The organism is Thermostichus sp. OS-CIW-20 (assembly GCF_054061455.1).
The window spans coordinates 46,607-69,623 of record NZ_JBSSEF010000003.1; the positions used below are offsets into that span (position 1 = coordinate 46,607).

At 60.2% G+C, this 23,017-nt stretch carries 24 protein-coding genes and 1 tRNA gene; 13 read left to right on the plus strand and 12 right to left on the minus strand.

Translation table 11 applies throughout. The features are described 5' to 3' along the window. Positions 1-38: 38 nt before the first annotated feature. The 7 genes from ACVWXC_RS02020 to ACVWXC_RS02050 all read right to left on the minus strand — a co-directional run bounded on the left by ACVWXC_RS02020 (position 39) and on the right by ACVWXC_RS02050 (position 6,146). Positions 39-1,334 carry a class I SAM-dependent methyltransferase gene (locus tag ACVWXC_RS02020; protein ID WP_457390804.1) on the minus strand — a complete coding sequence of 432 codons (1,296 nt, stop codon included), beginning with the start codon at positions 1,332-1,334 and terminating at the stop codon, positions 39-41. 30 nt (positions 1,335-1,364) lie between these two features. Then, on the minus strand, positions 1,365-2,447 hold the full coding sequence (locus ACVWXC_RS02025; protein ID WP_457390806.1) for a glycosyl transferase: 1,083 nt from the start codon (positions 2,445-2,447) through the stop codon (positions 1,365-1,367). A 4-nt stretch (positions 2,448-2,451) separates the two neighbouring features. Beyond that, a complete protein-coding gene (locus ACVWXC_RS02030; protein WP_011429349.1) occupies positions 2,452-3,345 on the minus strand; it encodes a DMT family transporter in 894 nt (297 codons plus the stop codon). Then, positions 3,345-3,683 carry a hypothetical protein gene (locus tag ACVWXC_RS02035; RefSeq protein WP_011429350.1) on the minus strand — a complete coding sequence of 113 codons (339 nt, stop codon included), beginning with the start codon at positions 3,681-3,683 and terminating at the stop codon, positions 3,345-3,347. The genes ACVWXC_RS02030 and ACVWXC_RS02035 overlap by 1 nt, the downstream gene beginning before the upstream one ends. A 64-nt stretch (positions 3,684-3,747) precedes the next feature. Further along, complete coding sequence (locus ACVWXC_RS02040; RefSeq protein ID WP_099834676.1) at positions 3,748-4,035, minus strand: hypothetical protein; 288 nt, start codon at positions 4,033-4,035, stop codon at positions 3,748-3,750. A gap of 95 nt (positions 4,036-4,130) precedes the next feature. Continuing rightward, positions 4,131-5,186: a leishmanolysin gene (locus tag ACVWXC_RS02045; protein WP_240527744.1), complete on the minus strand. Its 1,056-nt coding sequence runs from the start codon at positions 5,184-5,186 to the stop codon at positions 4,131-4,133. Positions 5,187-5,720: 534 nt separating this feature from the next. Further along, positions 5,721-6,146, minus strand: coding sequence for a hypothetical protein (locus ACVWXC_RS02050; protein WP_228375410.1), 426 nt, complete (start codon positions 6,144-6,146; stop codon positions 5,721-5,723). A gap of 724 nt (positions 6,147-6,870) precedes the next feature. On the opposite strand from ACVWXC_RS02050, the gene ACVWXC_RS02055 reads away from it, so the two are divergent. Genes ACVWXC_RS02055 through ACVWXC_RS02065 form a run of 3 tightly spaced genes read left to right on the plus strand, consistent with a single transcriptional unit; the run spans position 6,871 to position 11,111 of the window. After that, complete coding sequence (locus ACVWXC_RS02055; RefSeq protein ID WP_457390809.1) at positions 6,871-9,078, plus strand: phosphoketolase family protein; 2,208 nt, start codon at positions 6,871-6,873, stop codon at positions 9,076-9,078. Between the two features lie 46 nt (positions 9,079-9,124). Beyond that, entirely contained in the window at positions 9,125-10,474 is a 1,350-nt protein-coding gene (locus tag ACVWXC_RS02060) for an AAA family ATPase (RefSeq protein ID WP_457390811.1), read from the plus strand. Beyond that, positions 10,467-11,111, plus strand: a complete 645-nt coding sequence (locus tag ACVWXC_RS02065) for a Rho termination factor (protein ID WP_457390813.1) — start codon at positions 10,467-10,469, stop codon at positions 11,109-11,111. The genes ACVWXC_RS02060 and ACVWXC_RS02065 overlap by 8 nt, the downstream gene beginning before the upstream one ends. Positions 11,112-11,146: 35 nt before the next feature. Here the strand turns inward: ACVWXC_RS02065 and ACVWXC_RS02070 are convergent, their stop codons facing one another. Further along, positions 11,147-11,692 carry a GDYXXLXY domain-containing protein gene (locus tag ACVWXC_RS02070; protein WP_457390815.1) on the minus strand — a complete coding sequence of 182 codons (546 nt, stop codon included), beginning with the start codon at positions 11,690-11,692 and terminating at the stop codon, positions 11,147-11,149. A 59-nt stretch (positions 11,693-11,751) separates the two neighbouring features. On the opposite strand from ACVWXC_RS02070, the gene ACVWXC_RS02075 reads away from it, so the two are divergent. Further along, positions 11,752-11,823: transfer RNA gene (locus ACVWXC_RS02075), tRNA-Met, on the plus strand. A gap of 112 nt (positions 11,824-11,935) precedes the next feature. Here the strand turns inward: ACVWXC_RS02075 and ACVWXC_RS02080 are convergent. After that, complete coding sequence (locus tag ACVWXC_RS02080; protein WP_049749706.1) at positions 11,936-12,328, minus strand: DUF29 domain-containing protein; 393 nt, start codon at positions 12,326-12,328, stop codon at positions 11,936-11,938. Here ACVWXC_RS02080 and ACVWXC_RS02085 point away from each other — a divergent pair. After that, positions 12,278-12,418, plus strand: a complete 141-nt coding sequence (locus ACVWXC_RS02085) for a hypothetical protein (protein WP_011429360.1) — start codon at positions 12,278-12,280, stop codon at positions 12,416-12,418. The two genes, ACVWXC_RS02080 and ACVWXC_RS02085, sit on opposite strands and share 51 nt — an antisense overlap. A 34-nt stretch (positions 12,419-12,452) precedes the next feature. On the opposite strand, the gene ACVWXC_RS02090 is transcribed toward ACVWXC_RS02085, so the two are convergent. Then, positions 12,453-12,968 carry a TIGR02652 family protein gene (locus tag ACVWXC_RS02090; protein WP_011429361.1) on the minus strand — a complete coding sequence of 172 codons (516 nt, stop codon included), beginning with the start codon at positions 12,966-12,968 and terminating at the stop codon, positions 12,453-12,455. A 325-nt stretch (positions 12,969-13,293) separates the two neighbouring features. Between ACVWXC_RS02090 and rimP the strand changes: the two genes are divergently transcribed. From rimP to ACVWXC_RS02105, 3 genes are all read left to right on the plus strand, one after another. Continuing rightward, entirely contained in the window at positions 13,294-13,767 is a 474-nt protein-coding gene (gene rimP / locus ACVWXC_RS02095; protein WP_099812470.1) for a ribosome maturation factor RimP, read from the plus strand. Between the two features lie 159 nt (positions 13,768-13,926). Beyond that, the gene (gene nusA / locus ACVWXC_RS02100; protein ID WP_414346877.1) at positions 13,927-15,294 is read left to right on the plus strand and encodes a transcription termination factor NusA; all 1,368 of its coding nucleotides are present in this window, start codon (positions 13,927-13,929) and stop codon (positions 15,292-15,294) included. A 55-nt stretch (positions 15,295-15,349) separates the two neighbouring features. Further along, entirely contained in the window at positions 15,350-15,997 is a 648-nt protein-coding gene (locus ACVWXC_RS02105) for a flavin prenyltransferase UbiX (protein WP_011429365.1), read from the plus strand. Between the two features lie 141 nt (positions 15,998-16,138). On the opposite strand, the gene ACVWXC_RS02110 is transcribed toward ACVWXC_RS02105, so the two are convergent. Continuing rightward, the gene (locus ACVWXC_RS02110) at positions 16,139-17,209 is read right to left on the minus strand and encodes an alpha/beta fold hydrolase (protein ID WP_099884263.1); all 1,071 of its coding nucleotides are present in this window, start codon (positions 17,207-17,209) and stop codon (positions 16,139-16,141) included. Positions 17,210-17,702: 493 nt separating this feature from the next. Between ACVWXC_RS02110 and ACVWXC_RS02115 the strand changes: the two genes are divergently transcribed. From ACVWXC_RS02115 to cbiE, 3 genes are read left to right on the plus strand one after another with little or no spacing between them, the layout of a single operon-like run. After that, on the plus strand, positions 17,703-18,332 hold the full coding sequence (locus ACVWXC_RS02115; protein WP_457390903.1) for a cobalt-precorrin-8X methylmutase: 630 nt from the start codon (positions 17,703-17,705) through the stop codon (positions 18,330-18,332). A 33-nt stretch (positions 18,333-18,365) separates the two neighbouring features. Then, positions 18,366-19,340 (plus strand): hypothetical protein, encoded by a 975-nt coding sequence (locus ACVWXC_RS02120; RefSeq protein ID WP_457390819.1) that lies wholly within the window; start codon positions 18,366-18,368, stop codon positions 19,338-19,340. Continuing rightward, positions 19,341-20,600, plus strand: a complete 1,260-nt coding sequence (gene cbiE / locus ACVWXC_RS02125; protein ID WP_457390821.1) for a precorrin-6y C5,15-methyltransferase (decarboxylating) subunit CbiE — start codon at positions 19,341-19,343, stop codon at positions 20,598-20,600. A gap of 34 nt (positions 20,601-20,634) precedes the next feature. Here the strand turns inward: cbiE and ACVWXC_RS02130 are convergent, their stop codons facing one another. After that, positions 20,635-21,231 carry a LabA-like NYN domain-containing protein gene (locus ACVWXC_RS02130; protein WP_011429371.1) on the minus strand — a complete coding sequence of 199 codons (597 nt, stop codon included), beginning with the start codon at positions 21,229-21,231 and terminating at the stop codon, positions 20,635-20,637. Between the two features lie 190 nt (positions 21,232-21,421). Between ACVWXC_RS02130 and sfsA the strand changes: the two genes are divergently transcribed. Beyond that, complete coding sequence (sfsA, locus tag ACVWXC_RS02135) at positions 21,422-22,141, plus strand: DNA/RNA nuclease SfsA (RefSeq protein WP_011429372.1); 720 nt, start codon at positions 21,422-21,424, stop codon at positions 22,139-22,141. A gap of 24 nt (positions 22,142-22,165) precedes the next feature. Further along, entirely contained in the window at positions 22,166-22,951 is a 786-nt protein-coding gene (xth, locus tag ACVWXC_RS02140; RefSeq protein ID WP_099812467.1) for an exodeoxyribonuclease III, read from the plus strand. The last annotated feature ends 66 nt before the right edge of the window (positions 22,952-23,017 follow it).

Here is a 23,017-nt window from a genome sequence, read left to right on the forward strand (position 1 = left end):
CCCTGCGCGCCCAAGGCGGGGCCCAGATTGCCGCCATTTCAAGCCCCTTCTGCGCCAAGAGAAGCTGGGCTGGGATCCAACATCACAAACAGAAACGACTCCAGCCCCGCCAGGTAGGTGAGCACCTGCTCCTGGGCCGCTTCCGGTTCTATCTGATGGGCTTGGGCCGCCTGCTCGATCAAGCTGGCCACCGCCACTGGCCCCTGCAAGAGGGATCCCAGCCAGGCCATCTGGGGAGCCGGAATGGCGAGGCGGCCGCGGCTGGCCCCCGGCCAGTTCATAGTAAACTCCAGCTTCTTTTCGTAGGCCTGGGCGAAGTTGCGGCGAAATTCGGCATTGTCCATCAGGATGGGGTTGAGCTGCACCCTGCCCTCCAGCCAGTCGGCGTCGCTCCAGGGCAAGACCAGGGAAGAGCCGGGGTGCTCGGCCCAAAAGTCGATCAGGCGGTGGTCGGGGTAGATCAGCTCGTAGAAGTGGTTTTGCTCGGCGGGAGAGAGCTTGTCCAGCTCCACCTGCAGCCAGGCCGGCATCGCCCTGTCTTTGAACAGCAGCGCCGGATCCCAGTCGGCGTAGTCCACCAGGCAAACCAAGCCCAGCTCCGCCTCCTGGAGCATACGCATCAAGTCTGGGATTAAAAACCCCTTGTCGCCGGGCAAGAGGTAGTTGGCCCGGATGTTGCCGTCGTCGCTGTAGATCTGGGGATCCCAGTGCAGGGAGACCCGCAGCTCGTCAGAGGCCAGGCTGGCCATAAACTCCCGCACCCGCTGGCAGGCTTCGGGCGTGGGCAGATCAAACAACCCCAGCAGCCGGAACGCCTCCTGCATGCGCAAGATCACCTGCCGCTGGTAGGCGTGGTGCAGGTTGGCCCGCAGGATGCCGTCCGGCTTGAGCACCCGCTTGAGCGCCTTCAAGCCCGCCACCGGATCCTCGAGCAAATAGAGCACGTCGTTGAGGCTGATGAAGTCAAACTGCTGCCCCAGTTGTTCAATTTCCAGCAGGTCGAGGGCGTACAGCTCCACCTCTCCGAAGCCGTGGTAGCGCAGGCGTCGCTCCGTCGCCCGCACCGACTCCGGCGAGAGGTCGCAGGCCACCAGCCGTGCCCCCGGGTTGGCCTCCGCCAAGATCAAGGTCTCCCAGCCGGAGCCACAGCCGACATTGAGGATGGCGATCCCCTCGCTGGGCAGGATGGCGCGGGTGCGGGCGTATTGGGCCGTCGTCCAGCTTGAGCGGTATAGGCTGTCGATGGCGTTGCGGCCCGACGCCTCGAGGGGCACGTTGGGATAGGGCAGTTCCTCGTAGAGTTGCCGCAAAGACTCGGTCGTGCTGCCGGCCATGGGATCCGCTCCAAGAAGCTGCTCCCTATGCTACTGCCTCAGGAAGGCCGCGATGGCAGCGGCAATGGCCTCATTGCCCCCCCGATCCAACTTCTCCGACGCCTGGGGTGGGTAGGGGGGATCCCGCAGGAAGTCCCAGGATCCCGCAAAGAACTCTTCCGGCGAGAGGATGCGGTGCCATCCGTAGCGCCGCAATCCCTCCACCAACAGGGGCGACTCGGCAAACCCCGACCGGTTGACACAGGCCATGGGCGTGCCACAGCGCAGCGCCTCTGCCAAGGTGCCATAGCCCGGCTTGGACACCACCCAACGGCAGAGGGGCATGACATCCACCGGCCGCCACACCTGGCCGTCTAGAATCTGCAAGTTGGGCAGAGCAGGAGCCTTTGGGTCGAAGGTGAGAAACTGCCAGTCGGGAAAATCCGCCAGCCGCTCGTAAGGCAAGCCCTGCAACCCCAGCCCGCCAAAGGTTAACAAAACCGTGGGCCGCTCCCGCTCCAGCCCCAGGCGCCGGGCCACCTCCTCTCCTGAGTAGCGCGGATCCGACCCCGTCAGCCCCACTGCCTCTTGGTGAGGGAAGGCGGCCATAGGCTCGGCAAAGGGCAGGCGAAACAGCCGCTGGCAGCGCCCGTACAGCTCGCGGATCCAGGCCACCAAGGGCTGAAACTGGGGGCCGTAGTCTTGGTAGATAAAATCCCAGCCGAAGTTGCTGGCCATCCAGCAGGGGATCCCGGCGGCCTCGGCAATGGCGGTGGCGATGGGGGGCACATCCGCCAGGATCAACGGCACCCCCTGGCTGCGAATGAACTCGGCCTCCTCCCGGATGAGGTCGGCAGCCCCCGCTTGAAACGCCTTGAGAGCAGCCAGCGTGGCCGGCAGATCCGCCTGCAAGCCATCCGGCTGCACCACCCCCACATCCAAACCCCGCGGCCGGTGCACAAACTCCCCTTCCCCGTAGCGCTGCAGCAGCCAGGCGGGGGCCGGCGTCACCCAAATGGGCAGGATCTGCGCATCCTGCCGCCGCAAAGTGTTCACCACCGCCGCCAGCCGGGTGACGTGCCCAAACCCGTGGGCCGTTGCCGCTACATAGAGAGGAATGGGATTCACCGCCATAGCCTTAAGAAAGAACAGGCTGAGGTTTTTCCCGCCGGGATCCCCAGAGGTTGCCGGCCAAGATAAGTCCCAGGCCCAGCACCGATCCCGGCGCGATCGGCTCCCGCAACAGCACCCCAATCAGCCCCAGCGACAAGAATGGCGTTACATAGACCCAATTGGCCAGGGATCCGCGCTCGTGGGCCAGCTCCAGGGCCCGCAGCCAAAACACAAAAGTCAACCCCATCTCCGCCAAGCCGATGTAGGCTGCCCAGGCCAGCCCCGCCATTGTCCACCTCAGCTCCTGAAACGGCAAGAGCAGCAGGCAGTAGAAGCTGCCGAAGACAAACCCCATGAACAGCTTCAGCACCGCGTCCCGTCCATCCCGCACATTGAGCAGCCAGTAGAGGGCCCAAATGGCAGCGCTGCCCACCGCCAGCCCCACCCCCCAGGGATCCTCCACCTGCCAGGTGTCCCAGGATCCCCCCGTGGCCACCAGCACCGCCCCCACTAGGCTCATGCCCAAAGCCAGCAGCAGCCGCCCGCGCAGGCGCTCCCCCAACAGCGGCGCCGCCAAGAGAGCCAGCAGCAGCGGCCAGGTGTAATTCAAAGCCAGCGCCGCCTGGGCCGAGAGGCGATCATAGGCCTGGAACAGCACCCCGTAGTAGCCAAGCGGGTTAAGTAGCCCCTGCAGCGCCGACAAGGCAATCTGGGATCGCTTCTGCTGGCGGACAAGATGCGCCCGCCCTGTAGCCACCAGAACCATCCCCAAGATCAGGCAGGAGCTGCACGCGGAAAAAATTAGCAAAAGCGTTGGCGCAAGGTGTTGCAGGCCAAACTTAAAGGCGCTGGCCGCCGTGGCCCAGCCCAAGATAGCTGCCGCCAGGTAGGCATAAGCCCGCCAGGGATCCCTGCCCATCAAAAGCGGTCCAGATCCCTGTCGTCCGCCTTTGGCCTAGCTCCGGTGGAAAGGCCCAGCCGCGGCGCCACCACCCAAACGTAGAGCAGATAGCCCAGCCCCGCCACCACCGTCCACTTGAGAACGGTGCCGAAAACCCGGAAGATCAGCCCCACCAGCAGGATACAGCCCAAAATGGCCAAAACCGTCAGCAGCGGACGCCCCCACGTCTCAGCCCAAGCGCGAATGGCATTTCTCCCCTGAGACGAGCTCAGCTCCCCAGAGGCCCCAGTTGCCTGCTCCAGTTCAAGCTCAAGCTGTCTTAGCCGTTCTTGTTCTGAGAAAGAAAGATCCGACATAGGGAGCAGTCTCCAGAATCCAGCGCCATCTCCATCTTACGGGCTGCTCCCCAAACCCGGCAGGCTAGGCCCGCGCCGACGGGATCTCTTGGGCCATGGCGCGGAACAGATCCAGAGCCGGCCCAGGGCGACGGTTAGGACGCGGAGCCGGGATCTCGTTGGGCACAAACGGCTTCTCAACCACCACCTTGGGCTTGGCAGGCGTAGCCGTTGCCGCAGGGCTAGAGGACTGGGTTGGAGCGGATTGGGCAGGCGCCGGACGAAAAGGGCCGGTAACAAAATCCACGAGGCCGCCGAAGAGAATGCCAAAGAAGGAAAAAAGACCGCCGAACAGCTTTTTGAGGATGCCCATATAAGAGTTTGCCGATGTCGTAAAGTTCTGCAACTGGCCATTCATTATTGTTAAGAACGGGCAGCTTGGCTATAGGTAGATATGCTTTTTTCGACTCAGGGATCCCATACCTGCCTGCCGGTGGCATCAAACCGCCGCAGCGGCAGGGCCAACTCCAGCTCCTGCAGCTCCAGCGGCTCCGAGAAGCGCCGGCTGCGCCCCAGCTCAAAGCCATCCGCTGCCGCCGGATTCACCGCGTAGCCGATATCCGCCATGGCTCCCACCGTGAGGATGCTCAAGGGGTTGGGCACCCCCCGGTCGAGGCGGCTGGTCATCAGCTCGCGGCCCAAGACGCTCTCCCGCCAATGGGCATCGCGGGATCCCTCCCCAAACTGATTCTCTAAAGGAACAGAAGGGGCGTTCCCCCCCAATGTGATAAAAGCGTCAACTGCCCGCGGGCCGATAAAGCGGGGGTCATAGCCCGGCGGCGTCGGCTGATCCCGCCTCACCAACCCTACCGTCAGCCCCTTGGGATCCCAGACGCTGGGCAAAAAGCCAAGCGCATGGCCCAACTCGTGCAGGGCAGTAATGGGCAGATCCCCCCGCTCTTCCAAAGCCGAGAGGTTTTGGCTGTTGAAGAGCACAATTGAATAGAACGGCAAGCCATTCGAGGCCCGCACAAAGCAAGGAGCCGCCCCCCCCAAAACCCGCTCGTTGCCTAGGTCTCTCGCCCTCACCTCTACCAACAGATCGTCAATGGGGAAATTGAGCGGCGTGCTGGGAAATCCCCGATTGCATGCGTCGGCCTGAATAGAGGTGGGGGGCAAATCTGGCTGGTCCCCGACAATGATCTGCTGCCATCTCAAGGCCGCGCTGCGGACAATGGCTTGCTGACTGGGAGTGAGGCTGTTGTCGGGAAAGCGAAGGTCGATCGTGAACTGGGGAACAGAGGTAGGCGTCAGCGAAGGCAGAACAGTCGGGGTAGGGGTGAGGACGACAGCTGGAGTAGAGGTGGGAACGATGGTTGGAATGGGAGTAGGAATGACACTTACCGAAGAGGAACCACCACTTCCCCCGCAAGCCTTGAGCGCCAGCAGCAAGAGCATCGCCACCAGGGATCCGATCGGGCGCAAGCTCCACGTTCTGCCGCCAAGCTTCCGAAAATCCTTCACACTGCCTCCCAACCCAAAAGCCCCACAGCCCAGACAGATCATACCGGTTGCCTCCATTTGCCGAGCAGGATTGGCCCTGGGCTCTGCCACCCATACCCATTCTCAATGGGCGATGTCTAGGAGGCTGGGGAAACCTCTGTGGATCCTCATGAACAAAAACTGGGGCCTGAATGACACAGCAAGGATAGCTTGGTAGCCCCGTATTTTAGTGCGGCGAGGAAAAGCCCGTAAGCAAGTTGCTCGCCAATGGTGTGATTGTTGATGAGGCGTGCCCTTCCTAGGCAAGCACCCAAAACGGTGAAAAACCCGAGTAGGGGCAAGCGCCCAGGAGGTGTCTCAGCTAACTTGCTAAGTAGGCAGAACTTTGGGGCTTTGCCCCAAGGAACTGTCTAGAAGCGTCTTGACAGCCCCCTTGCGAGTCCGTTCCTGGACTGCGTAAGAATCCCCTGCCTTTAGGCAGTGGGAGTGTGAATAATAACAGTCACCTCAAGAGTGAGCGAAGATGGGCCTGGCGGCACGTTTTTTTGAGCCCTTTCAATCCAGCAGGTCGGAAGAACCGTCTTCCTCTTCTAGGCTCCAACCCGCCCCCAAAGCGTCCGCTGCTGCCGCCCGCAACGCCTGAGTGTCCGCCCACAACTGCGCAGGATCCGATAGCGGATCCGACAAAGGCACCAAACGCAAGATGCGGCTCTCCTGAACCAGATCGATCACCACACTGGGCCGTTCCCCCTCCAGGCCTGCCACCTCCGAGGGGGAGGGATCCCGCAAGCAGGCGTAGTCAAAGCTGTTTAGGTTGAGATAAAGGCTGCGATTGGCCACCAAGGTAGCCGCCGTTGCATCCTGAAACACCTCCATCACATAGCCCTCCCCCTGCTTTCGTACCCGACCATCGACAATATCGAAGTAGCGAACCCGCCCCAGATCCGCCAGAAGACGGTAAATATCCCGCTTATTAACCAAAATTCCGCTATCTACGATACAGGGGGCACAAGGACGAGTGTCTGTCATGGAGCAGTCGGTCTTGGGGAGCAAGCGGATCGACAACAGGCAAGAAGCAATTAGAAGTAATGCTCAACAACAGCTAGCAACCATCGCAAATCCTCTAGAAAATAGCAACCCCCCACAAGTCTAAGACTTGGGCAAACAAAACCAGAGAACCTCAGGCAATCAAGACGAGAAAAAGTCAACAGTCCTACAAACTTAAGCCATTGCAGTACAGCCCTTTGCTTTGCTCCAAAAAGCCTCTAGCCTGCTTCTCGGAAAGGCTCAGTTCTGGCCTCCCTCGAATGTACCACAGCTTTCCAAAAAGGGGCACCGATCCCTCCCAGGTAAAGGACAAGGGAAACTGGTCAATAGCCAGCAGATTTTCATCTGTATATTGTGGGAAAATAGGTGATTAAAGGGTTTGAGACACTAGATATCGTAGGTAAGGGTGAGGACGGGCCATCGCGACCGAACCTCTGCCCTAGGATGGATCTTGGCTACCCTTTTGATTTACTTGTCCAGATCGTCTGTCATCGATGACGAAAGCTTGCCAACAGCCTGTTGGGCCGCACCACCCACCGCTTGACCAACTTGGGGGCCGAGAGGGGTAGCCTCAGTTAGACGAGTTCTGCTTAGAACATCCAAGAGGCTCTATTAGGTTTAAAGTGAGGAGTAACCCGACAAAGAGTGAGGCTCGACCATGACGCTGGCTCAGGAGGCAACCGCCCAAATCCCCGCCTTTTGCGAAGGGATCCGCTACTTTGGCGATCCCTGGCCGGAATTCGACCGCCTGGGCCAGGAACCTGCAGTGAATGCTGCCACAGGCAAGCTGCGGGATCCCGGCAGCCGTATGGCCGCCTACCAAACCCTGCTCTATGCCGATGCGCTGCGCTATCTCACGCTGCAGATGACCGCCAGCAAAGCCTCGGGCCACCCGGGCGGCTTTGCCAGCCAAGCGGAAGCCTACGCCGCTTTGGTGTACCTGGGCCAAAAGAACATCCCTACCGAGGTGGGCCACCACGCGCCCGGCTTCTATGCCGCCATGTTCTTGGATGGATCGCTGGCGGAGATGGGCATCCACACCGTCGCCGACTTGCAGGCCCGCTTTCGGGAACGAGAAGGGCTGCTGGGGCACCTGTCGGGCTACATCCCCGGCCTGCTGGCGCCAGCAGGGCCGCTGGGGCAGGGGCAGCACTTTGCTATGGCCGCCGCTCTGCTTTACCCAGACCGTCTCTTCCCCGTCACCATCGGCGATGGGGGCTTGGGGGAGCCCTACGTGATGAGCTCCATGATCCACTTTCACACCGCCTTCCCGCAGCGCACCAACTTCCTGCCGGTGCTGGTCTGGAACGGCTACAGCCAAGAGCACCACAGCATGATCTCTACCTTCACCAACGCTCAGATGGCCGAGTACTGGCGGGGCAACGGCTTTGAGGAAGTGGTGCTGGTGGATGCCAAAGACTTCGACGATGCCCAACAGCCTGGCCCCTACGTGGATAGCACCCAATTTTCCCTGGAAGCCCGCTTGGCCTTTGTCCAAAGAGTGCTGGTAGAGATGGAACGGGCCATCCAGTGCGCTCTAGGCGGCCACCTGACGGTTTTCATCCTCAAGCAACTGAAGGGGGCAGGCGTGCACGCCAAGGGATCCAAATCCCACAACCTCTACGCCCACCACACCTTGGATCACCCCGACATCGTGGCCGCTCTGCAGGCACGGGCCCTGCACCCAGCCGCTTGGGCTCTGGTGCGCCAAAATTGTGAACGGGCTGCTGGCGGGCCGGCAGCCAAGGTGGTGGTAACCGAATTCGTCCGCCCTCTGCCGCCCTTGGGATCCCTGAACTTAACCGAGTTCCCCCTCGGCGATAAGCAAGTCTCCACCACTGCCATCGGCGCCTTGGTGGTGCAGGTGGGGCAGAAAGACCCTGACTTTCTGGTAGCCAATGCCGATGGCAACGAAGCCTCTGGTCTTGCCAATGTCAACCAGGGCCTGAAAGTCATCCACCCCACAGTGGATCCTCTCTACAACCAACAGCCCCAAGGGCGGGTCTACGAACCCCTGAGCGAAGATGCCTGCGCTGGCTTGACAGGGGGCCTGGCGCTCTTTGGCGGGCGCTCCCTGTGGTGTTCTTACGAATCCTTTGCCGTCAACGGCCTGCCCATCTGGCAGACGGTGACCCAGGCGATGGCCGAGCTGCGCCGCCCCACCCCTTCCGCCATTGCTCTCTACACCGCCGGAGCCCTGGAACAAGGCCGCAACGGCTGGACCCACCAACGCCCGGAAATTGAAGCCTACCTGGCGGCCATGATGCGCAACGGCAACATCTTCCCCCTCTTTCCCCCCGACGCCAACTGCGCCCAAGCCGCCTACGAGTGGGCCTTGTCTACCTACAACAAAGGGATCCCGATCTTTGCCAGCAAAACCCCCCTGCCCATCCGCACCACCCTGGAACAGGCTCGCCAAGCAGTAGAGCAGGGCTGCACCGTGCTGCAGGAAGTGCCCGGATCCCGCACAGTGGTCTTTGCCGTGGTGGGGGATATGATCCTCCTGCCGGTGTTTGCCGCGGCTGAGCAGCTCCAAGCCCAGGGGATCGGCAGCAAAATTGTTTCCGTGGTCAACCCCCGCCGTCTCTATCGCCCCGGCGATATAGCCTGGTCTACCTGTGCCCAACCCGATGGGGAGTTCATGTCTGACCAGGAGTTTGCTGCCTGGTTTGCCGGCGAAGCCCTTATCGGCGTGACCGGCGGCTCCAGCCTGATGTTGGAGCCCCTGTTGCTGCGCTACACTGGCCCGCGCGACATCTTTGCCTGGAAACGTGGCGAAACCACCGCCACCCCTACGGAACTCATGGACTACAACAGCCTGACAGCCCAGGCGCTGGCAGAGAGGGCAAAGCAACTGCTAGGCTGAGGGCGAGCTTTTAGCTTGGTTAGCATTGTCCACCTTATTTTTTCCTATGACTGAGGCTAGCTATCTCCGAGAGAAGCTTGAGAGGATATCTCCCACCGAGAGTGTAGAGCGAGTTGTTGTCCAACACTTTGCTGTTCCCCTCCTGCATGCGCTTGGCTTTCACGACTTGGAAATTAGATATGAATTCGAGACAGGTTGTGGCCAGGTCGACCTCGCCGCAAGAAAGAACGAAGATCCTGAAGATACTTTCTTTAACTCCCAAAGGAACCCCTACTTGCTTTTGGAGGCAAAATCCAGAGTAGTCAACCTCAAAGAAGGATCTTGCTATAGGGATACAGTTTGTCAAATAGAAAGCTACCTGCTCGGCGAGAACTGCAAATCTGCAAAATGGGGAATTATCACCAATGCAAATAACATCCAGCTCTGGAGGAGGCACGGAAAAGTTGTTCACCCTGCTACAGCAAACCTTGATATTAGCTCAAATAACATTGAGGGCATAGTTCGCAACTTGCGAGACAAGATAGAAAACTACGAGCGGGCTTTGACTATCTGCGTGTATAACAATAAAGGGGGCGTAGGCAAAACAACGACGGTCATTAACCTTGCGGCAACACTAGCAGCCAAGAGAAAAAAGGTCTTAGTTGTTGACTTTGATTCCCAAGGAGATCTGACAAGAAACTTGGGAGTTACTCCTGGAAAAATTACACTGACGCAGTGCTTAAAGGATCCCAAAATAGATGTTCATTCCGTTGTCCAAACATACAGACTCAAGACAGTTAGACAAGGCAAACAGAGTATAGTTTCCATCTTTGACATCATCCCAAGAGACCCTGAACTGGAAACGTTAACTGATAGCCAGGCGGTAGCATATATCCAGAAGGGAACTCGGCGCCTTCGCGATCTCATTGCTCCTCTTCGCAATGAGTATGACTACATCCTAATTGACTGCCCAACTCAATGGCTTTACTTTAGCCAGAGTGGTGTTTTTGCTGCCGACGTTATTTTGATACCTACCCGCCCCGACGATCTGTCTTCCCTGAATAATGCTGCTAGAGTAATCACCAGATTTGTTCCAGAAACTGCTAGGTCACGACAGGATGGTGGCCCCAGGACTTTGCCTATCTTTTTCAATGGCGTCCCCTCAGGAAACGAAAACACTATTAAACGAGCAAATGATGAGATAGAAAAAATTGTCAGCCAAGAGAGAAGCATGAACCTACTTCCATATTTCTGGCCGCATTTTAAGAGAGGTAATGAAAACAAAAGCATTTTTGGGATACCTGACTATGTAGTGATATCCTCTGCAAGCTTTGATCGAAAGCCTGCCGTCTTTAATCACAAGAAAGTTTTAGAATACTACCAGAGTCTTGCCCGTGAGTACTTTATCGATGAGTGAGTTTTCAGATCTAGGTAGGTTGGTTAACTTACCCCTTGAGAGCATTACGCCCGCTGAGGGGTTTTCTGCTCCCTCCTTCCTTGTTACAGCAGCCGCAGATCAGCTAAGGGCGACAGGAGGACACAACTGGGTTCCTCTGCTGGTGGTCGAGGCTGGCGACTATCAGTACAAGGCCATTGGTAACCATTTTGTCTATGCAGTTGCTCGAGAGGCGGGGCTGGAGAGGCTCTGGTGCATTGTTGTCGATCCCGACCCAGAGCAGGTTAAGCAGGCCCAAATCCTCACCAGAGAAATTGTCCCAAAGGTGAATCTGACAGAGGCCCCGAGAGAAACTATCTTGGCCGCGTTGAGATACCTGGCAGAGCAGCCCGGCACTCCGCTCAAGGGAGTTGATGTAACCATTGCAGCCGCGCGAATTGCGGAGGCAGATAGGAGCTGGTGGCAGGACTTAACCCCCATAACCAAGCTGGGGTGCAAAATTACACGAGGCAAAAAGTTGGAGGCCCTGAAAGAAGTATTTTTTCTAGCTCCTACAGCGCCACCTCCTAGCCAGAAGAAGTCCTCTAAAAAATCCACGGCATCTACCAGTGCCAAGAGAACAAGCGCAACTCGCTCTCGGAAAAAGAAAGAGGGCTAGAAGGGCGGCAGAGCAAGACCAGCTTCACTCTTATCTTAGTACCGCTGTTCTCCTACCCAAAGGCCCACCAGCGCTGCTTGGCCCCAGGGATCCACCTTCACCTCTGCTCGCAGTGTTTCTGGGTTGCGGCGGATCTCTAGTTCCAGAACATCTCCCAGCGCTTCCGAAATGAAAAACTCTTCGATCCCAAACCTAAGCTGCCACCCATCGAACCAACCTTGCAGGGCGACCTCCGCAGGCTGCAGATCCTTGGGTCGGTCGCGGCTGATGCCGATGGCCTGCCAGGGTTGAGCGGGATCCCCATTGGGAGGGGCCAAGCGCAGGTAGAGGATCCCTGGCTTAGCGAGCTCAGGGGACCAGCCGGGCAGTTTCTCTAGGGTGGAAAGCTGGGCAACGGTGTAGCTCAAAGCTACGTAGCGGCCCCGCAAGGGGTCATAGGGATCCAGAGGAGCAATCTGCAAGTAGATCGGGGAGCCAGTGGCAAGGGTAAGCGCCTTCCGAGCTGGCACCAGCCCAACCAGGCCCACCTGCAGCACCAGGGCCAGCCAAAACAGGGATCCCTTAAGAAAAGGAGGCGACATTGCCAGCCGACGAGAGCAACTTCCTGCACAAAGATGCTATCCTAGTTAAGCATCTTCCCGGCTCAGTAGCTCAGCGGTAGAGCAGGGGACTCATAAGCCCTGGGTCGCGTGTTCAAATCACGCCTGAGCCATCCTTCCTAAGGCTCTGGTTACAGCTTGTGGAGGACAGTTAAGCTGGAGCTCCGGCTTTTGCTCTCAGGTTGCAAGAGGCGGCACTTCCAAGGGCGAGCAAAGCCCCTTGAGCTATTCCGATCCCGGATAAAAGCCGAGATCCATTACCTGCTCAAGCGTGTAGGGACACTCGGCGGGCAGATCCTCTTCCGAGAGCGGCGTTTCTTTCACCACCAACAGGATCCCGTCTTGGTAAGCCTCTGGCAGAGCTGCCAAAAGCTCAGGCTTTAGGCTAGGACTCTCTTTGAGCAATTGCTGGATTTGGCGACGTTGTTCGCTAATAGTTGCCCGCCAACTTTTGCCGCGAAGCTGGAGCTGGAACTGCCCCTTGAGGAGGTGTCCCGGCAGGATCCCCAAGCGATTGACCAATTCGCGGCGCTCTTGCCTGCCCAAAGCCTCGATTTCCTCTGCCAGATGGCCCGCTCGCTCCGAGAGGCAGGGTTTCGCTTTGAGCAGTTGGAACAATTCTACATGCCTAGCCAACCAAAGTGGGTCGGCTACACCTACTGGGGTATAGCCTCCCCTGAGCCGGAGGGGGGATCCCAGGCGGGTTAGCCGCTTCTAAAGCCCGACCTTGCCTTTCTCAGGGCTAGTCACAGAACTGCAGCCGGGATTGCGGCTGTCGCATGGCCGGATCCAGCTCGCAGATCAGCTCGAAGTTGATCACCCGCCAGCGCTGCGGCGAGCCACCGGCTCCTTCAGGAAGCTGGGAGCTGAAGCTAACCGGCAGGCCGTAGAGGCGGGGTGGGCCGGGGCGCCGCTGGGATCCCTGCTCCAGGTAGGGGGTGAGCAAAGAGCGGTAGCGCTCGGCCACGATCACCTGCGTGGCCCGCATCCCCTGCATGCGCAGGCGATCCAGCTCTTCGTGAATCTCGAAGCGGATCCCATCGGCATGGGTGTGCTGGCGGTACCAGCGGCCTTCCCAGAGGCGCCAACGCCGCCCTGATTGCAGGTGAACCAGCTCCTCTTGCTCGGGATCTGCCTCAAAGGCGCCGTGGCGATGGCAGAGGTAGGTATCGGTCAGGGTAAGGGCCGCAATCGTCTGCCGACAGTGGGGGCATTGAATGCTGGGGCCAAAGATGGGATAGGAGAAAGCAACGGTCATAGGAAACCCCACAGAATGCGGCTGGGTGTCTGGGCAAATCCGCGGCTGTCCACATTAATTAATTATAGGTGTGGCCTTTTGCAGATCTGGCTCACGCGGATCCCTCTGGCCAAATCCGACAAAGTATTCTAAGATCATAGCCAGGGAAAAGCCTGCCCAAAGCCCCCCGCGACGGCAGGTAGATTCCCAAGGATCTCCGCAATGATAACGGGGAGTGGGTAGCGCCCACTTCTTTGCTTTTTTAGGGGGGAGATGCCCCCGCTGCCGGCTCCAGCTTCGCTGGGCTGGGATCTGGCCGTTACACCGAGTTGGCGATGAGTTGGCTATGGTTCACCCTCTGATCCCGCAGTTGGAGAGTCTGGCCCGTCCCTTGGCCGCTCGACTGGGGTACGAGTTGGTACAGATGGTTTTTCACACCAACCAGTATCCGCCGGTGCTGCGGGTGGATATCCGTCCGCTGGATCCGGAGCAGGAAACCAGCCACGCCGATTGCGAAGCTATGAGCCAGGCCTTGGAAGTGGAGCTGGATCGAGTGGATCTGATCCCCGGCCATTATGTGCTGGAGGTCTCCAGCCCCGGCATCAGCAACCTCCTCATCAGCGACCGCGACTTTGTGGTTTTCAAAGGGTTTGCGGTGGAGGTGACGGTGGATCCCCCCTACAAGGGCAAAGCTGTCTGGTCAGGGCATCTGCTGGGTCGGGATGAGGAGAAAGTTGCCCTATCCCTCAAGGGACGGCGCGTGCAGTTGCCCCGCGCCTCGGTGCAGCGGGTTGTCCTCTCAGAGGCGGAAACCGAGTAGAGGAATGGGGATAGAGAGGACGTTCGAGCGCGAAGTGTGTTGCCCTGTCTTCGCGTCGGAGCTGCCTGCTGTGCGGCGATGCATTTCCCGTCAGGATTGCGGAGCAACAGTGATAGCAGTTTCATCCCAGCTTAAGTTGCATTAGGAGGACAACAGCTTATGTCGATGGTGCCTCTGCCCGGTTTGGCAGAAATGGTGGAGATGATCTCGCGGGAGCGCAACTTGCCCCGCCATGCGGTCACCAACGCCTTGCGGGAGGCGCTGCTCAAGGGCTACGAACGCTACCGCAAAACCATTCAGCGAGATGTCGTCTTTGAAGAAGACCACTTCCGCAACTTCGATGTGGAGCTGGATGTGGAGGCAGGGGGCTTTCGCATTTTGGCCACCAAAACCATTGTCGAGGAGGTACGGGATCCAGATCACGAGATCTCCCTGTACGACGTGCAGCAGGACTACCCGGAAGCCGAAGTTGGCTGGGAAGTAACCAATGACGTCACTCCCCAACAGGCGGAGTTTGGCCGCATGGCGGCCATCCAAACCAAGCAGGTGCTGGCCCAGAAGTTGCGTGACCAGCAGCGCCGCCTGATTCAAGAAGAGTTCCGCGACCTGGAAAATACCGTGTTGCAGGCACGGGTGCTGCGCACGGAGCGGCAGACGGTGATCATGGCGGTATCCAGCGGTTTTGGGCAGCCGGAGGTGGAAGCCGAACTGCCCAAGAAGGAGCAGTTGGCCAGCGATCGCTACACCCCCAACGCGGTGATGAAGGTCTACCTCAAAAAGGTATACGAGGGATCCCGGCGGGGGCCGCAGCTTTTGGTTTCTCGGGCCGACGCCGCCTTGGTGGTGAACCTGTTCGCCAACGAGGTGCCGGAGATCGAAGAGGACATTGTGCGCATCGTGGCGGTGGCGCGGGAGGCCAACCCGCCTTCCCGCAACGTGGGGCCGCGCACCAAGATTGCCGTCGATACCGTGGAGCGGGACGTGGATCCGGTGGGGGCCTGTATTGGGGCAAGGGGATCCCGGATTCAGGCGGTGGTGGCAGAGCTGCGCAACGAGAAGATCGACGTCATCCGCTGGTCGCCGGATCCGGCCACCTACATCGCCAACGCCCTCAGCCCGGCCAAGGTGGTGGAGGTGCGGTTGGTGGATCCGGAGATCCAACAGGCCCATGTGCTGGTGACCAGCGACCAGCTCAGCCTGGCCATCGGCAAAGAGGGGCAAAATGTGCGCCTGGCCGCTCGCCTCACTGGCTGGAAAATTGACATCAAGGAAGTGGAGAGCTACCGGGCAGCGCTGGAGGAGGCGCAAGCGCAGGGGCTGCCGTATCCCTTCATCACGCCGGCGGCTTTGGAGCGCTTCCGGCGGCGGGAAGAGCGAGCCGCTTTGGGGCTGGACGAGGAGTACCCAGAGAAGCTTCGCCTAGAGGAGGAGCTGGAAGAGGACGATAGGCTGGAGGAAGACTGGGTCGAGGAAGACGAGGACTTCGACTACGACGCCGAGTTCGACATCGCCCAGCCCAAGGCCTAGAGCCGAGGGGCCTCGGCAGTCGGTAAACTGAGGTAAAGACCCTTTCCGCCTGCCCTTGAACTCCTCCCAGCCGATCATCCTTGGTATATCGGGCGCCTCCGGGATGCTCTACGCCGTGCGCGCCCTACACGTTCTGCTCAGCCTGGATTACCGCGTCGAGGTGGTGGCCTCCAAAGCGGCCTATCAGGTGTGGCAAGGGGAGCAAGGGGTGCCGTTGCCGGCAGATCCCCAGCGGCAGGCCCAGTTTTGGCGGCAGCAGGCCGAAAGCGAGGGCGGATCCTTGGTCTGCCACCGCTGGCAAGATGTGGGGGCAACCATTGCCAGCGGCTCCTACCGCACGCAGGGGATGTTGGTGATCCCATGCAGCATGGGCACGGTAGCCAAGTTGGCCGCTGGGCTGAGCTCTGACCTGCTGGAGCGGGCGGCTGACGTGCAGCTCAAAGAAGGCCGCCGCCTGGTCATCGTGCCGCGGGAAACCCCCTTCAGCCTCATTCACCTGCGCAACCTGACCATCCTGGCAGAGGCAGGGGCGCGCATCGTCCCGGCCATTCCGGCCTGGTACCACCAGCCGCGTACCCTCTTGGACTTGGTGGACTTTGTGGTGGTGAAGGCCCTGGATCAGTTTGGCATCGACAGCGACCTCATCCAGCGCTGGCAGGGGATGCGTCAGCGTCAGATCCTCAAGCTGCCCCCCGAGGACTAAAGGGATCCCTTGGCCCTCATCCCTAGCCGCTTTCCCAACCGGAGAGGGAGGTTCCCACCTAGCGCGATCATTCATTCATACATAAGGTTTCACCGCTAGCAGGGAGGGCACTGCTGAACCTGGGCAGGGGAACTGGCTGGACTAGCCAGCCGCGGGATTCTTGCGAAGGTGGGTGGACAAGTTAGGGCAAGTCTCCAGGCTAGCTGCCCACTCACTAATGAGGGTGTTGACCCAGTGGGGCAGCTCGTCGTGAGCGCAGTGGCCCACCCCTGGCAGCTTCACCAACGTAAGAGCCGGCTGCCAGCGCTTAAACTGATCCGCCAAAAAGCTGGGCACCGCCGGATCTTCCTGGCCCCAGAGGAGGAGAATGGGCATCTTGAGCGTGGGCAACAGGCGCTTGGGACTGTCGAAGCGGCGGCAGAGAATGGCCCTCAGGCTATCCAAAAACACGTGGGCTGCCCCCGGCTCAAAGGCCGGCCTCTGGAAGATCTGCACCAGCTCCTCGTCCACCTGCTCGTCCCGCTTGTAGACATTTTTGATCCAGGCCCGCAGCACCTCGGTTTGTCGCAGCCAGTTAAACAAATGAGGATAGGTGAGCGGGCAGCCCAAAACAGCCAGGATCCCTTCGCAAAGGGCCTGCACCAACACATCCCAAGGAGGGGACAATTCTTCGGGGTGAGGCCCATCGGCACAACTGATCAAGCACAAACCCTTCACCATCTGGGGATAGCGGGCAGCCACAATCACCCCCACCAGGCCCCCAATGGAATGGCCTACCAGGAGGCTGGGCTGCTGGATGTGGGTTCGCCAAAACTCGTACACCTGCTCGACCCACAGATCGACGCTGTAGGCGATCTCCGGCTTGGCACTCTCGCCAAATCCCAGCAGGTCGAGAGCATAGACGGAGCGCTGGGATCCCAGAGGAACAATGTTGTGGCGCCAATGGCCCACCGAGGCCCCAAAGCCATGGATCAAGATGGCCGGAGCCGCCGTCAAGTTCACCTGGCCGCTGGCGGTTTGGGCGCGACTGGGGGTGTAGGTGAAATGAATAGGCCAGCCGCGCCAGAGCCAGGTTTGGGAATGACCATAGCGAGGAAGCCCTGAGACGGGATCCCTGCTGCCGACCGAAGAGGGGGGCGTCGCAAGGGAGGGGAAACCTGCCCCGCCGACAGCAGCAGAGGGAGAAGAAGAAGGAGGGTTATGTTCAGGCAAGGGAGGATTGACACTCCCACCGCCTAAAGGCGGGGGATTCTTACGCAGTCCACAAAAGAACCCATAACGGCGTTGTCAAAGCGCCTCTAGACAGTTCCTTAAGGCAAAGCCCCAAGGTTCTGCTTACTTCTCGCTCCAGAGGATTTGTTGCTGCTCGGGTTTTTCACCGTAGTTAGCGTTTTCCCCTGGTCTGGCTAGGATTATAGCAGTTAGCAACTAAAGTCGCTAGCGGGCTTTTCCGCCCCGCACTAAAGTGCGGGGCTACCAAGCTATCCTTTTGTATGTGACAACAGCAGGCCCACCTCCATCAGGATAGACCGATCTTAGCGGTTGCTGGAGGGCGTCTAGAGTGGACTGGAGGGGCGTTTCTCTCAGATAACCCTCTTGAGCGGCTTTTTCTGGACATTCCCCACCCCTTTTTCCAAACAAAACCGCTTGCGTCAACAGGATGGAGAAAACCCTCCTGCCAGATGTGGCTCTGCCTACCGATCCCATGATGGATGAAACAGCTTGGATAGACCCCATTACAGCGGCCAGCTTCCGCCAGATTGACCAAGAGATCGGCCCCCACCCCTGGCAAGAGATCCCCTATGAGATCGTGCGCCGCGCCATCCACGCCACCGCTGACTTCGAGCTGCGGGATCGCTTTGTGTTCAGCCCCACGGCAGTTGAGGCGGGACTGGCGGCCCTGCGGCAACGACGGCCGCTGGTGGTGGATGTGCGGATGGTGGCCGCCGGGATCCAAGCTGGCCTCGCGGCGCAGGGGATCCCGCTCCATTGCGCTTTGGACTGGGCAGAAGAGCCTCTTGAAGCCGGGCAAACGCGCACGGCCCAGGGGATGGTCAAGGTAGCCCGGCGCTACCCGGAAGCGATCTTTGTCGTCGGCAACGCGCCCACGGCGCTGCTGGCGCTGGTGGAAGAGATGCGGGCCCAGCGGATCCGGCCCAGCCTGGTGATCGGGGTGCCAGTGGGCTTTGTGGCAGTGGAAGAGGCCAAACGGGCGCTAGCGCAAACGGATGTCCCCCAGATTCGAGTGGAGGGCCGCAAAGGCGGATCCCCGGTGGCCGCTGCCATCGTCAATGCCCTACTGCTGGCCGCCCGCCGGGATCCCATCCCCAACTGACTAGAATTGGAACGACATCTTCAGACCTTTCCCATGACCCCCGAACAAGAGGAGTGGCTGATCCGCAACCTTCAGCTTCAACAAGAACAGCTTCAAGAGATCCGAGCCGAACAGCAGAGAGCTGCCGAGCGGTTTGAGGCCCAGATGACGGAGATGCGGCAGGCCTTTGCAGCCCAAATTGCCGAGATCCGAGCCGAGCAGCAGCGGGCCGCCGAGCGTTTCTCCGCCGAGATCGCCGAACTCCGGGCTGAGCGGCAACAAGCTGCCGAGCGCTTTGAGGCTCAGATGACGGAGATGCGGCAGGCCTTTGCAGCCCAAATTGCCGAGATCCGGGCCGAGCAGCAGCGGGCCGCCGAGCGTTTCTCCGCCGAGATCGCCGAGATCCGAACTGAGCAGCAGCGGGCTGCCGAGCGCTTTGAGGCTCAGATGACGGAGATGCGGCAGGCCTTTGCCGCCCAAATTGCCGAGATCCGGGCCGAGCAGCAGCGGGCCGCCGAGCGTTTCTCCGCCGAGATCGCCGAACTCCGGGCTGAGCGGCAACAAGCTGCCGAGCGGTTTGAGGCTCAGATGACGGAGATGCGGCAGGCCTTTGCCGCCCAAATTGCCGAGATCCGGGCCGAGCAGCAGCGGGCTGCCGAGCGCTTTGAGGTCCAGATGGCCGCAATGCGAGCCGAGCGGCAGGCCATCGAAGCCCAGCTCCAGACCGAAATCCAGGAGATCCGGACGCTGATTCAGCACAACCAGGAGCGGATTCGCCAGAACGAAGAGCGGGGAGATGAGCTGGAGAGGGCCATCCAGGAATCCCGCCGCGATATGCAGGCCGGCTTTGCCGAGCTGAGGGAGGCGCAAGCCCTGATGATGGAGCAATTCCGGGAGCGGGATGGCCGCCTGATCGAGGCTCATCTGGGCTTTATTCGGGAAATGCGGGAGATGCAGCGGGAAGTGGCGGAGTTGCGCCTGGATTTTCTCAACCACATGCGCCAGTACCACCCGCCTGTCGAACGCTAGATGGCTACGACAACATCTGGCCGATCACCTCAGCTTGCGGTTATAGGGGTAGCAGCAGATGGCTCGGTGGCCTCTTGGGCGATTCCCCCCCTCTCCCAAGCGCAAACCTTGGCCGGGCCCTCCAGCTTGCTGCAGCACTTTGCTGACCATCCGGCCCGCCAGATCCGGCTTACTGGACCAGTGGAAAGTTGGATCCCGCTTTTGCAAAAGGAGCTGGCGCAGGGATCCCTGGTTTTGTTGGCCAGCGGGGATCCGCTGTTTTTTGGGATTGGGCGCCTGTTAACGCAGTACTTCCCGGCGGAGCAACTGGCCTTTTATCCCCAAGTCAGCTCAGTGCAGTTGGCCCTCAACCGCCTGCAGATCCCCTGGCAGGAGGCCACCATCCTCAGCCTGCACGGGCGGGGGGTGGAGCGGTTGCAAGACGCCCTTAGGCAGGGATCCCCTCTTATTGTGGCCCTGACCGATCCGGAGCACACCCCGGCGGCGGTGGCCCAGTTTATCGCCGACCTGCGGCTGCCGGTGCGCTACCAGGGCTGGGTGTGCAGCCAACTGGGATCCCCCCACGAGCAGATCCTGCCCCTGCAAGAAGGGGAGAAATCTGCCTTCCCCAGCCCCAACTTGGTGGTGTTGCGGCGCGTTGAGCCGGAACCGGATCCCCGCCGCTGGCCTTTGGTGGGGATCCCGGACGACCAGTTCCACACCTTTCCCGACCAGCCCGGCCTGATCACCAAGCAGCCCATCCGACTGCTCACGCTGGGGGCGCTGCAACTGCCGCGGCAGGGAGTGGTGTGGGATATCGGGGCCGGCACCGGTTCCGTAGCCGTGGAGATCGCCCGCCTCTCCCCCCAGCTCCAGGTCTATGCCATCGAGCGCAACGCCACAGGCATTTGTCTTATCCGGCGCAACCGCCAACGCTTCGATCTGGAAAACCTGCACGTGATCCCGGGGACAGCGCCCCGGGTGCTGGCCGACCTGCCGGATCCGGAGCGGGTGTTGCTGGGGGGAGGCGGCAAAGGGATCCCCGATCTGCTGCCGGCGGTGGCGGCCCGCCTGCGGCCTGAGGGGATCTTGGTGGCTAACTTCGCCACCCTGGAAACCTGCAGCGAAGCTCTGCAATGGCTGCGCTCGCGGGGCTGGCAGGTGCGGGTGGAACACATCCAGATCTCCCGTTCCACGGCCTTGGCCGAGGGCACCCGCTTTTCCCCGCTCAACCCCGTTTACCTGCTGCAAGGGATCCCTTCAAATTTGAGGTTGCAGTAACGGCCTCGTCGCCCTGCCCCCAGCTGGGGGCAATTTACCCCTCGTCCTCCTCATCGGTGGTGAAGCTCGGTCGGTACAGGTAGGAGGGGCGGTTGGTCTTCTTAATTTGATCCTTGATGGACTCCAGGTCGATGTAGCGATCCGCCAAGTTAATTAGCTGGTCGCTGGTCATCGAGCGCAGGCTAACTACCTCCACCCGCGCCCCTTGGTAGCTGACGGCATTGACTGCATAGGCCAGATCCCCATCGCCGCTCACCAGCACCGCCGTCTCGTACCAGCGCACCAGCGACAACATGTCCACAGCGATTTCCACATCTAGATTGGCCCGCTTGGAGCCATCGGGCAGTTGGGTCAGCTCTTTGGTAACCACACGGTAGCCGTTGCGGCGCATCCAGAGCAAAAACCCCTGCTGCTTTTCGTTGTTGCGATCGACGCCGGTGTAGAAAAAGGAGCGCAGGAGGGGAGAACGGCCGGTCAGCGTCTTCAGCAGGCGGGTGTAGTCGATCTCAATGCCCATCTGTAGGGCGGCATAGAAGAGGTTGGATCCGTCGATAAAGATGGCCACGCGCCCACGGTCGTCCTGGAAGGGATCCGGGGGCTGAAAGCCGGGCTCAGGATCAAGACGCAACATTCGGGCTTTCTTCTCCAAGTTTTGGCAAAGGGATAGAAAAAGATAAAGTATTAAAAGCTATAGGAACAAGGCGTCGGCAAAAAAGGCCCTGGCTGGAGAGATACGTCATTTACCCTAGCGCAGGAAGCTCCCTCCACCCGGAAGACTTCCAAAATCCTAAAGAAAAATACTCACCGGAGGACGCTTGCAGATGCCCGCCCAAGAGGGGCCGCCCCCTTACTGTTTTTCCACCCCCTTGCGCAGGGGGGTGTTGCGCAGCCGCTACCGGCGCTTCTTTGCCGAGGTGGAGCTGGAAAATGGGCAACCGGTAACCGCTCACTGCCCCAACACCGGGCCGATGACGGGGGTTTGCCAGGTGGGAGCGCCTGTGTACCTCTCCTATCACCCCGATCCCAAGCGCAAATTGGCCTACACCTGGGAGATGATCCAGGTGGAAGGGGTGTGGGTGGGGATCAACACCGGCCTGCCCAATCGCCTGGTGGAATGGGGGCTGGCACGAGGGTGGTTTCCCCAATTGGCGGAGTTCTCCCGCTGGCAACGGGAAGTGACTTGCGGCAGGAGCAAAATCGACTTCCTGCTGATGGGAGACTCTGGCTTGGCCTACCTAGAGGTTAAAAATACCACTTGGGCCGTGGGATCCCGCGCCCTGTTTCCCGATACGGTGACGACTCGCGGCCAAAAGCACCTGGAAGATCTCATCGAGATCCGCCGGCAAGGGCAGCGGGCTCTGCTGCTGTATTGGATCAACCGCGCCGATTGCACCGAGTTTGCCCCCGGCGAAGAACGGGATCCCCGCTATGCCCATCTGTTTCGCCAGGCGCTGCAGGCTGGGGTTGAGGTGCTGCCCTACCGGATCGCGGTCTCGCCACAGGGGATCCGTCCGCTGGGTTTGGCCAAAATAGTGGCCTGAGCGTCGTCTTGGAAACCTGCTGCCATGCAAGTGGCCACCTGGAACGTCAACTCCATTCGCACCCGGCTGCCCCAGGTTTTGGCTTGGCTGGACAAGCAGGGATCCCTGGATGTGCTCTGCTTGCAGGAGACCAAGGTGGTGGATGCGGACTTTCCCCGCGCGCCCTTTGAGGAGCGAGGCTTTTACGTAGAAGTGTACGGGCAGAAAGCCTACAACGGCGTTGCCCTGATCAGCCGGGAGGTGCCGGAAAAAGTAGAGCGTGGCTTTGGGGCCCTGCTGCCGGCAGCGGCGGAGCTGGACGAGCAAAAGCGGCTGATCGGCGGCCTCTACCGCGGCATCCGCATTCTCAACCTCTACGTGCCCAATGGCGAGGCGGTGGGATCCGACAAGTACGCTTACAAATTGCACTGGTTGGCCCGCCTGAAGGATTACCTCAACATCGCCCTGGGCCAGGGGCAGCCCATCCTCCTCTGCGGCGACTTCAACATCGCCCCCGAAGACCGGGATATTTACGATCCCCGCAAAGCCGGGGAAATCATGGCCTCGGAGCCGGAGCGGCAGGCCCTGCGGGAGATCCTGGCTTTGGGGTTTGAGGATGCCTTTCGCAAATTCACCCCGGATCCCGGACATTTTAGCTGGTGGGACTACCGCGGGGGTGGGTTCCAGAAGAACCGCGGCTGGCGCATCGATCACTTCTACCTTTCCCCTCTGCTCCAGGACAAAGCTACTGCCTGCTGGATCGACGTCGAACCGCGGCGGGCACAAAAGCCCAGCGACCATGCCCCTGTGGTTGTGGAGCTGGCAATCTGAAATCCCCAGGCTGCTCGCTTGCCAATCCTTAATTTCAAGACAACAGCGGCCACCTGCGTTAGGCTG

What these genes read in the sequence shown, in the direction of transcription:
- ACVWXC_RS02020 (WP_457390804.1), bottom strand. Translation starts at nt 1,334, where the DNA reads ATGGCCGGCAGCACGACCGAGTCTTTGCGGCAACTCTACGAGGAACTG.
- ACVWXC_RS02025 (WP_457390806.1), bottom strand. Translation starts at nt 2,447, where the DNA reads ATGGCGGTGAATCCCATTCCTCTCTATGTAGCGGCAACGGCCCACGGG.
- ACVWXC_RS02030 (WP_011429349.1), bottom strand. Translation starts at nt 3,345, where the DNA reads ATGGGCAGGGATCCCTGGCGGGCTTATGCCTACCTGGCGGCAGCTATC.
- ACVWXC_RS02035 (WP_011429350.1), bottom strand. Translation starts at nt 3,683, where the DNA reads ATGTCGGATCTTTCTTTCTCAGAACAAGAACGGCTAAGACAGCTTGAG.
- ACVWXC_RS02040 (WP_099834676.1), bottom strand. Translation starts at nt 4,035, where the DNA reads ATGGGCATCCTCAAAAAGCTGTTCGGCGGTCTTTTTTCCTTCTTTGGC.
- ACVWXC_RS02055 (WP_457390809.1), top strand. Translation starts at nt 6,871, where the DNA reads ATGACGCTGGCTCAGGAGGCAACCGCCCAAATCCCCGCCTTTTGCGAA.
- ACVWXC_RS02060 (WP_457390811.1), top strand. Translation starts at nt 9,125, where the DNA reads ATGACTGAGGCTAGCTATCTCCGAGAGAAGCTTGAGAGGATATCTCCC.
- ACVWXC_RS02065 (WP_457390813.1), top strand. Translation starts at nt 10,467, where the DNA reads ATGAGTGAGTTTTCAGATCTAGGTAGGTTGGTTAACTTACCCCTTGAG.
- ACVWXC_RS02070 (WP_457390815.1), bottom strand. Translation starts at nt 11,692, where the DNA reads ATGTCGCCTCCTTTTCTTAAGGGATCCCTGTTTTGGCTGGCCCTGGTG.
- ACVWXC_RS02085 (WP_011429360.1), top strand. Translation starts at nt 12,278, where the DNA reads ATGGCCCGCTCGCTCCGAGAGGCAGGGTTTCGCTTTGAGCAGTTGGAA.
- ACVWXC_RS02090 (WP_011429361.1), bottom strand. Translation starts at nt 12,968, where the DNA reads ATGACCGTTGCTTTCTCCTATCCCATCTTTGGCCCCAGCATTCAATGC.
- rimP (WP_099812470.1), top strand. Translation starts at nt 13,294, where the DNA reads ATGGTTCACCCTCTGATCCCGCAGTTGGAGAGTCTGGCCCGTCCCTTG.
- nusA (WP_414346877.1), top strand. Translation starts at nt 13,927, where the DNA reads ATGTCGATGGTGCCTCTGCCCGGTTTGGCAGAAATGGTGGAGATGATC.
- ACVWXC_RS02115 (WP_457390903.1), top strand. Translation starts at nt 17,703, where the DNA reads ATGATGGATGAAACAGCTTGGATAGACCCCATTACAGCGGCCAGCTTC.
- ACVWXC_RS02120 (WP_457390819.1), top strand. Translation starts at nt 18,366, where the DNA reads ATGACCCCCGAACAAGAGGAGTGGCTGATCCGCAACCTTCAGCTTCAA.
- cbiE (WP_457390821.1), top strand. Translation starts at nt 19,341, where the DNA reads ATGGCTACGACAACATCTGGCCGATCACCTCAGCTTGCGGTTATAGGG.
- ACVWXC_RS02130 (WP_011429371.1), bottom strand. Translation starts at nt 21,231, where the DNA reads ATGTTGCGTCTTGATCCTGAGCCCGGCTTTCAGCCCCCGGATCCCTTC.
- sfsA (WP_011429372.1), top strand. Translation starts at nt 21,422, where the DNA reads ATGCCCGCCCAAGAGGGGCCGCCCCCTTACTGTTTTTCCACCCCCTTG.
- xth (WP_099812467.1), top strand. Translation starts at nt 22,166, where the DNA reads ATGCAAGTGGCCACCTGGAACGTCAACTCCATTCGCACCCGGCTGCCC.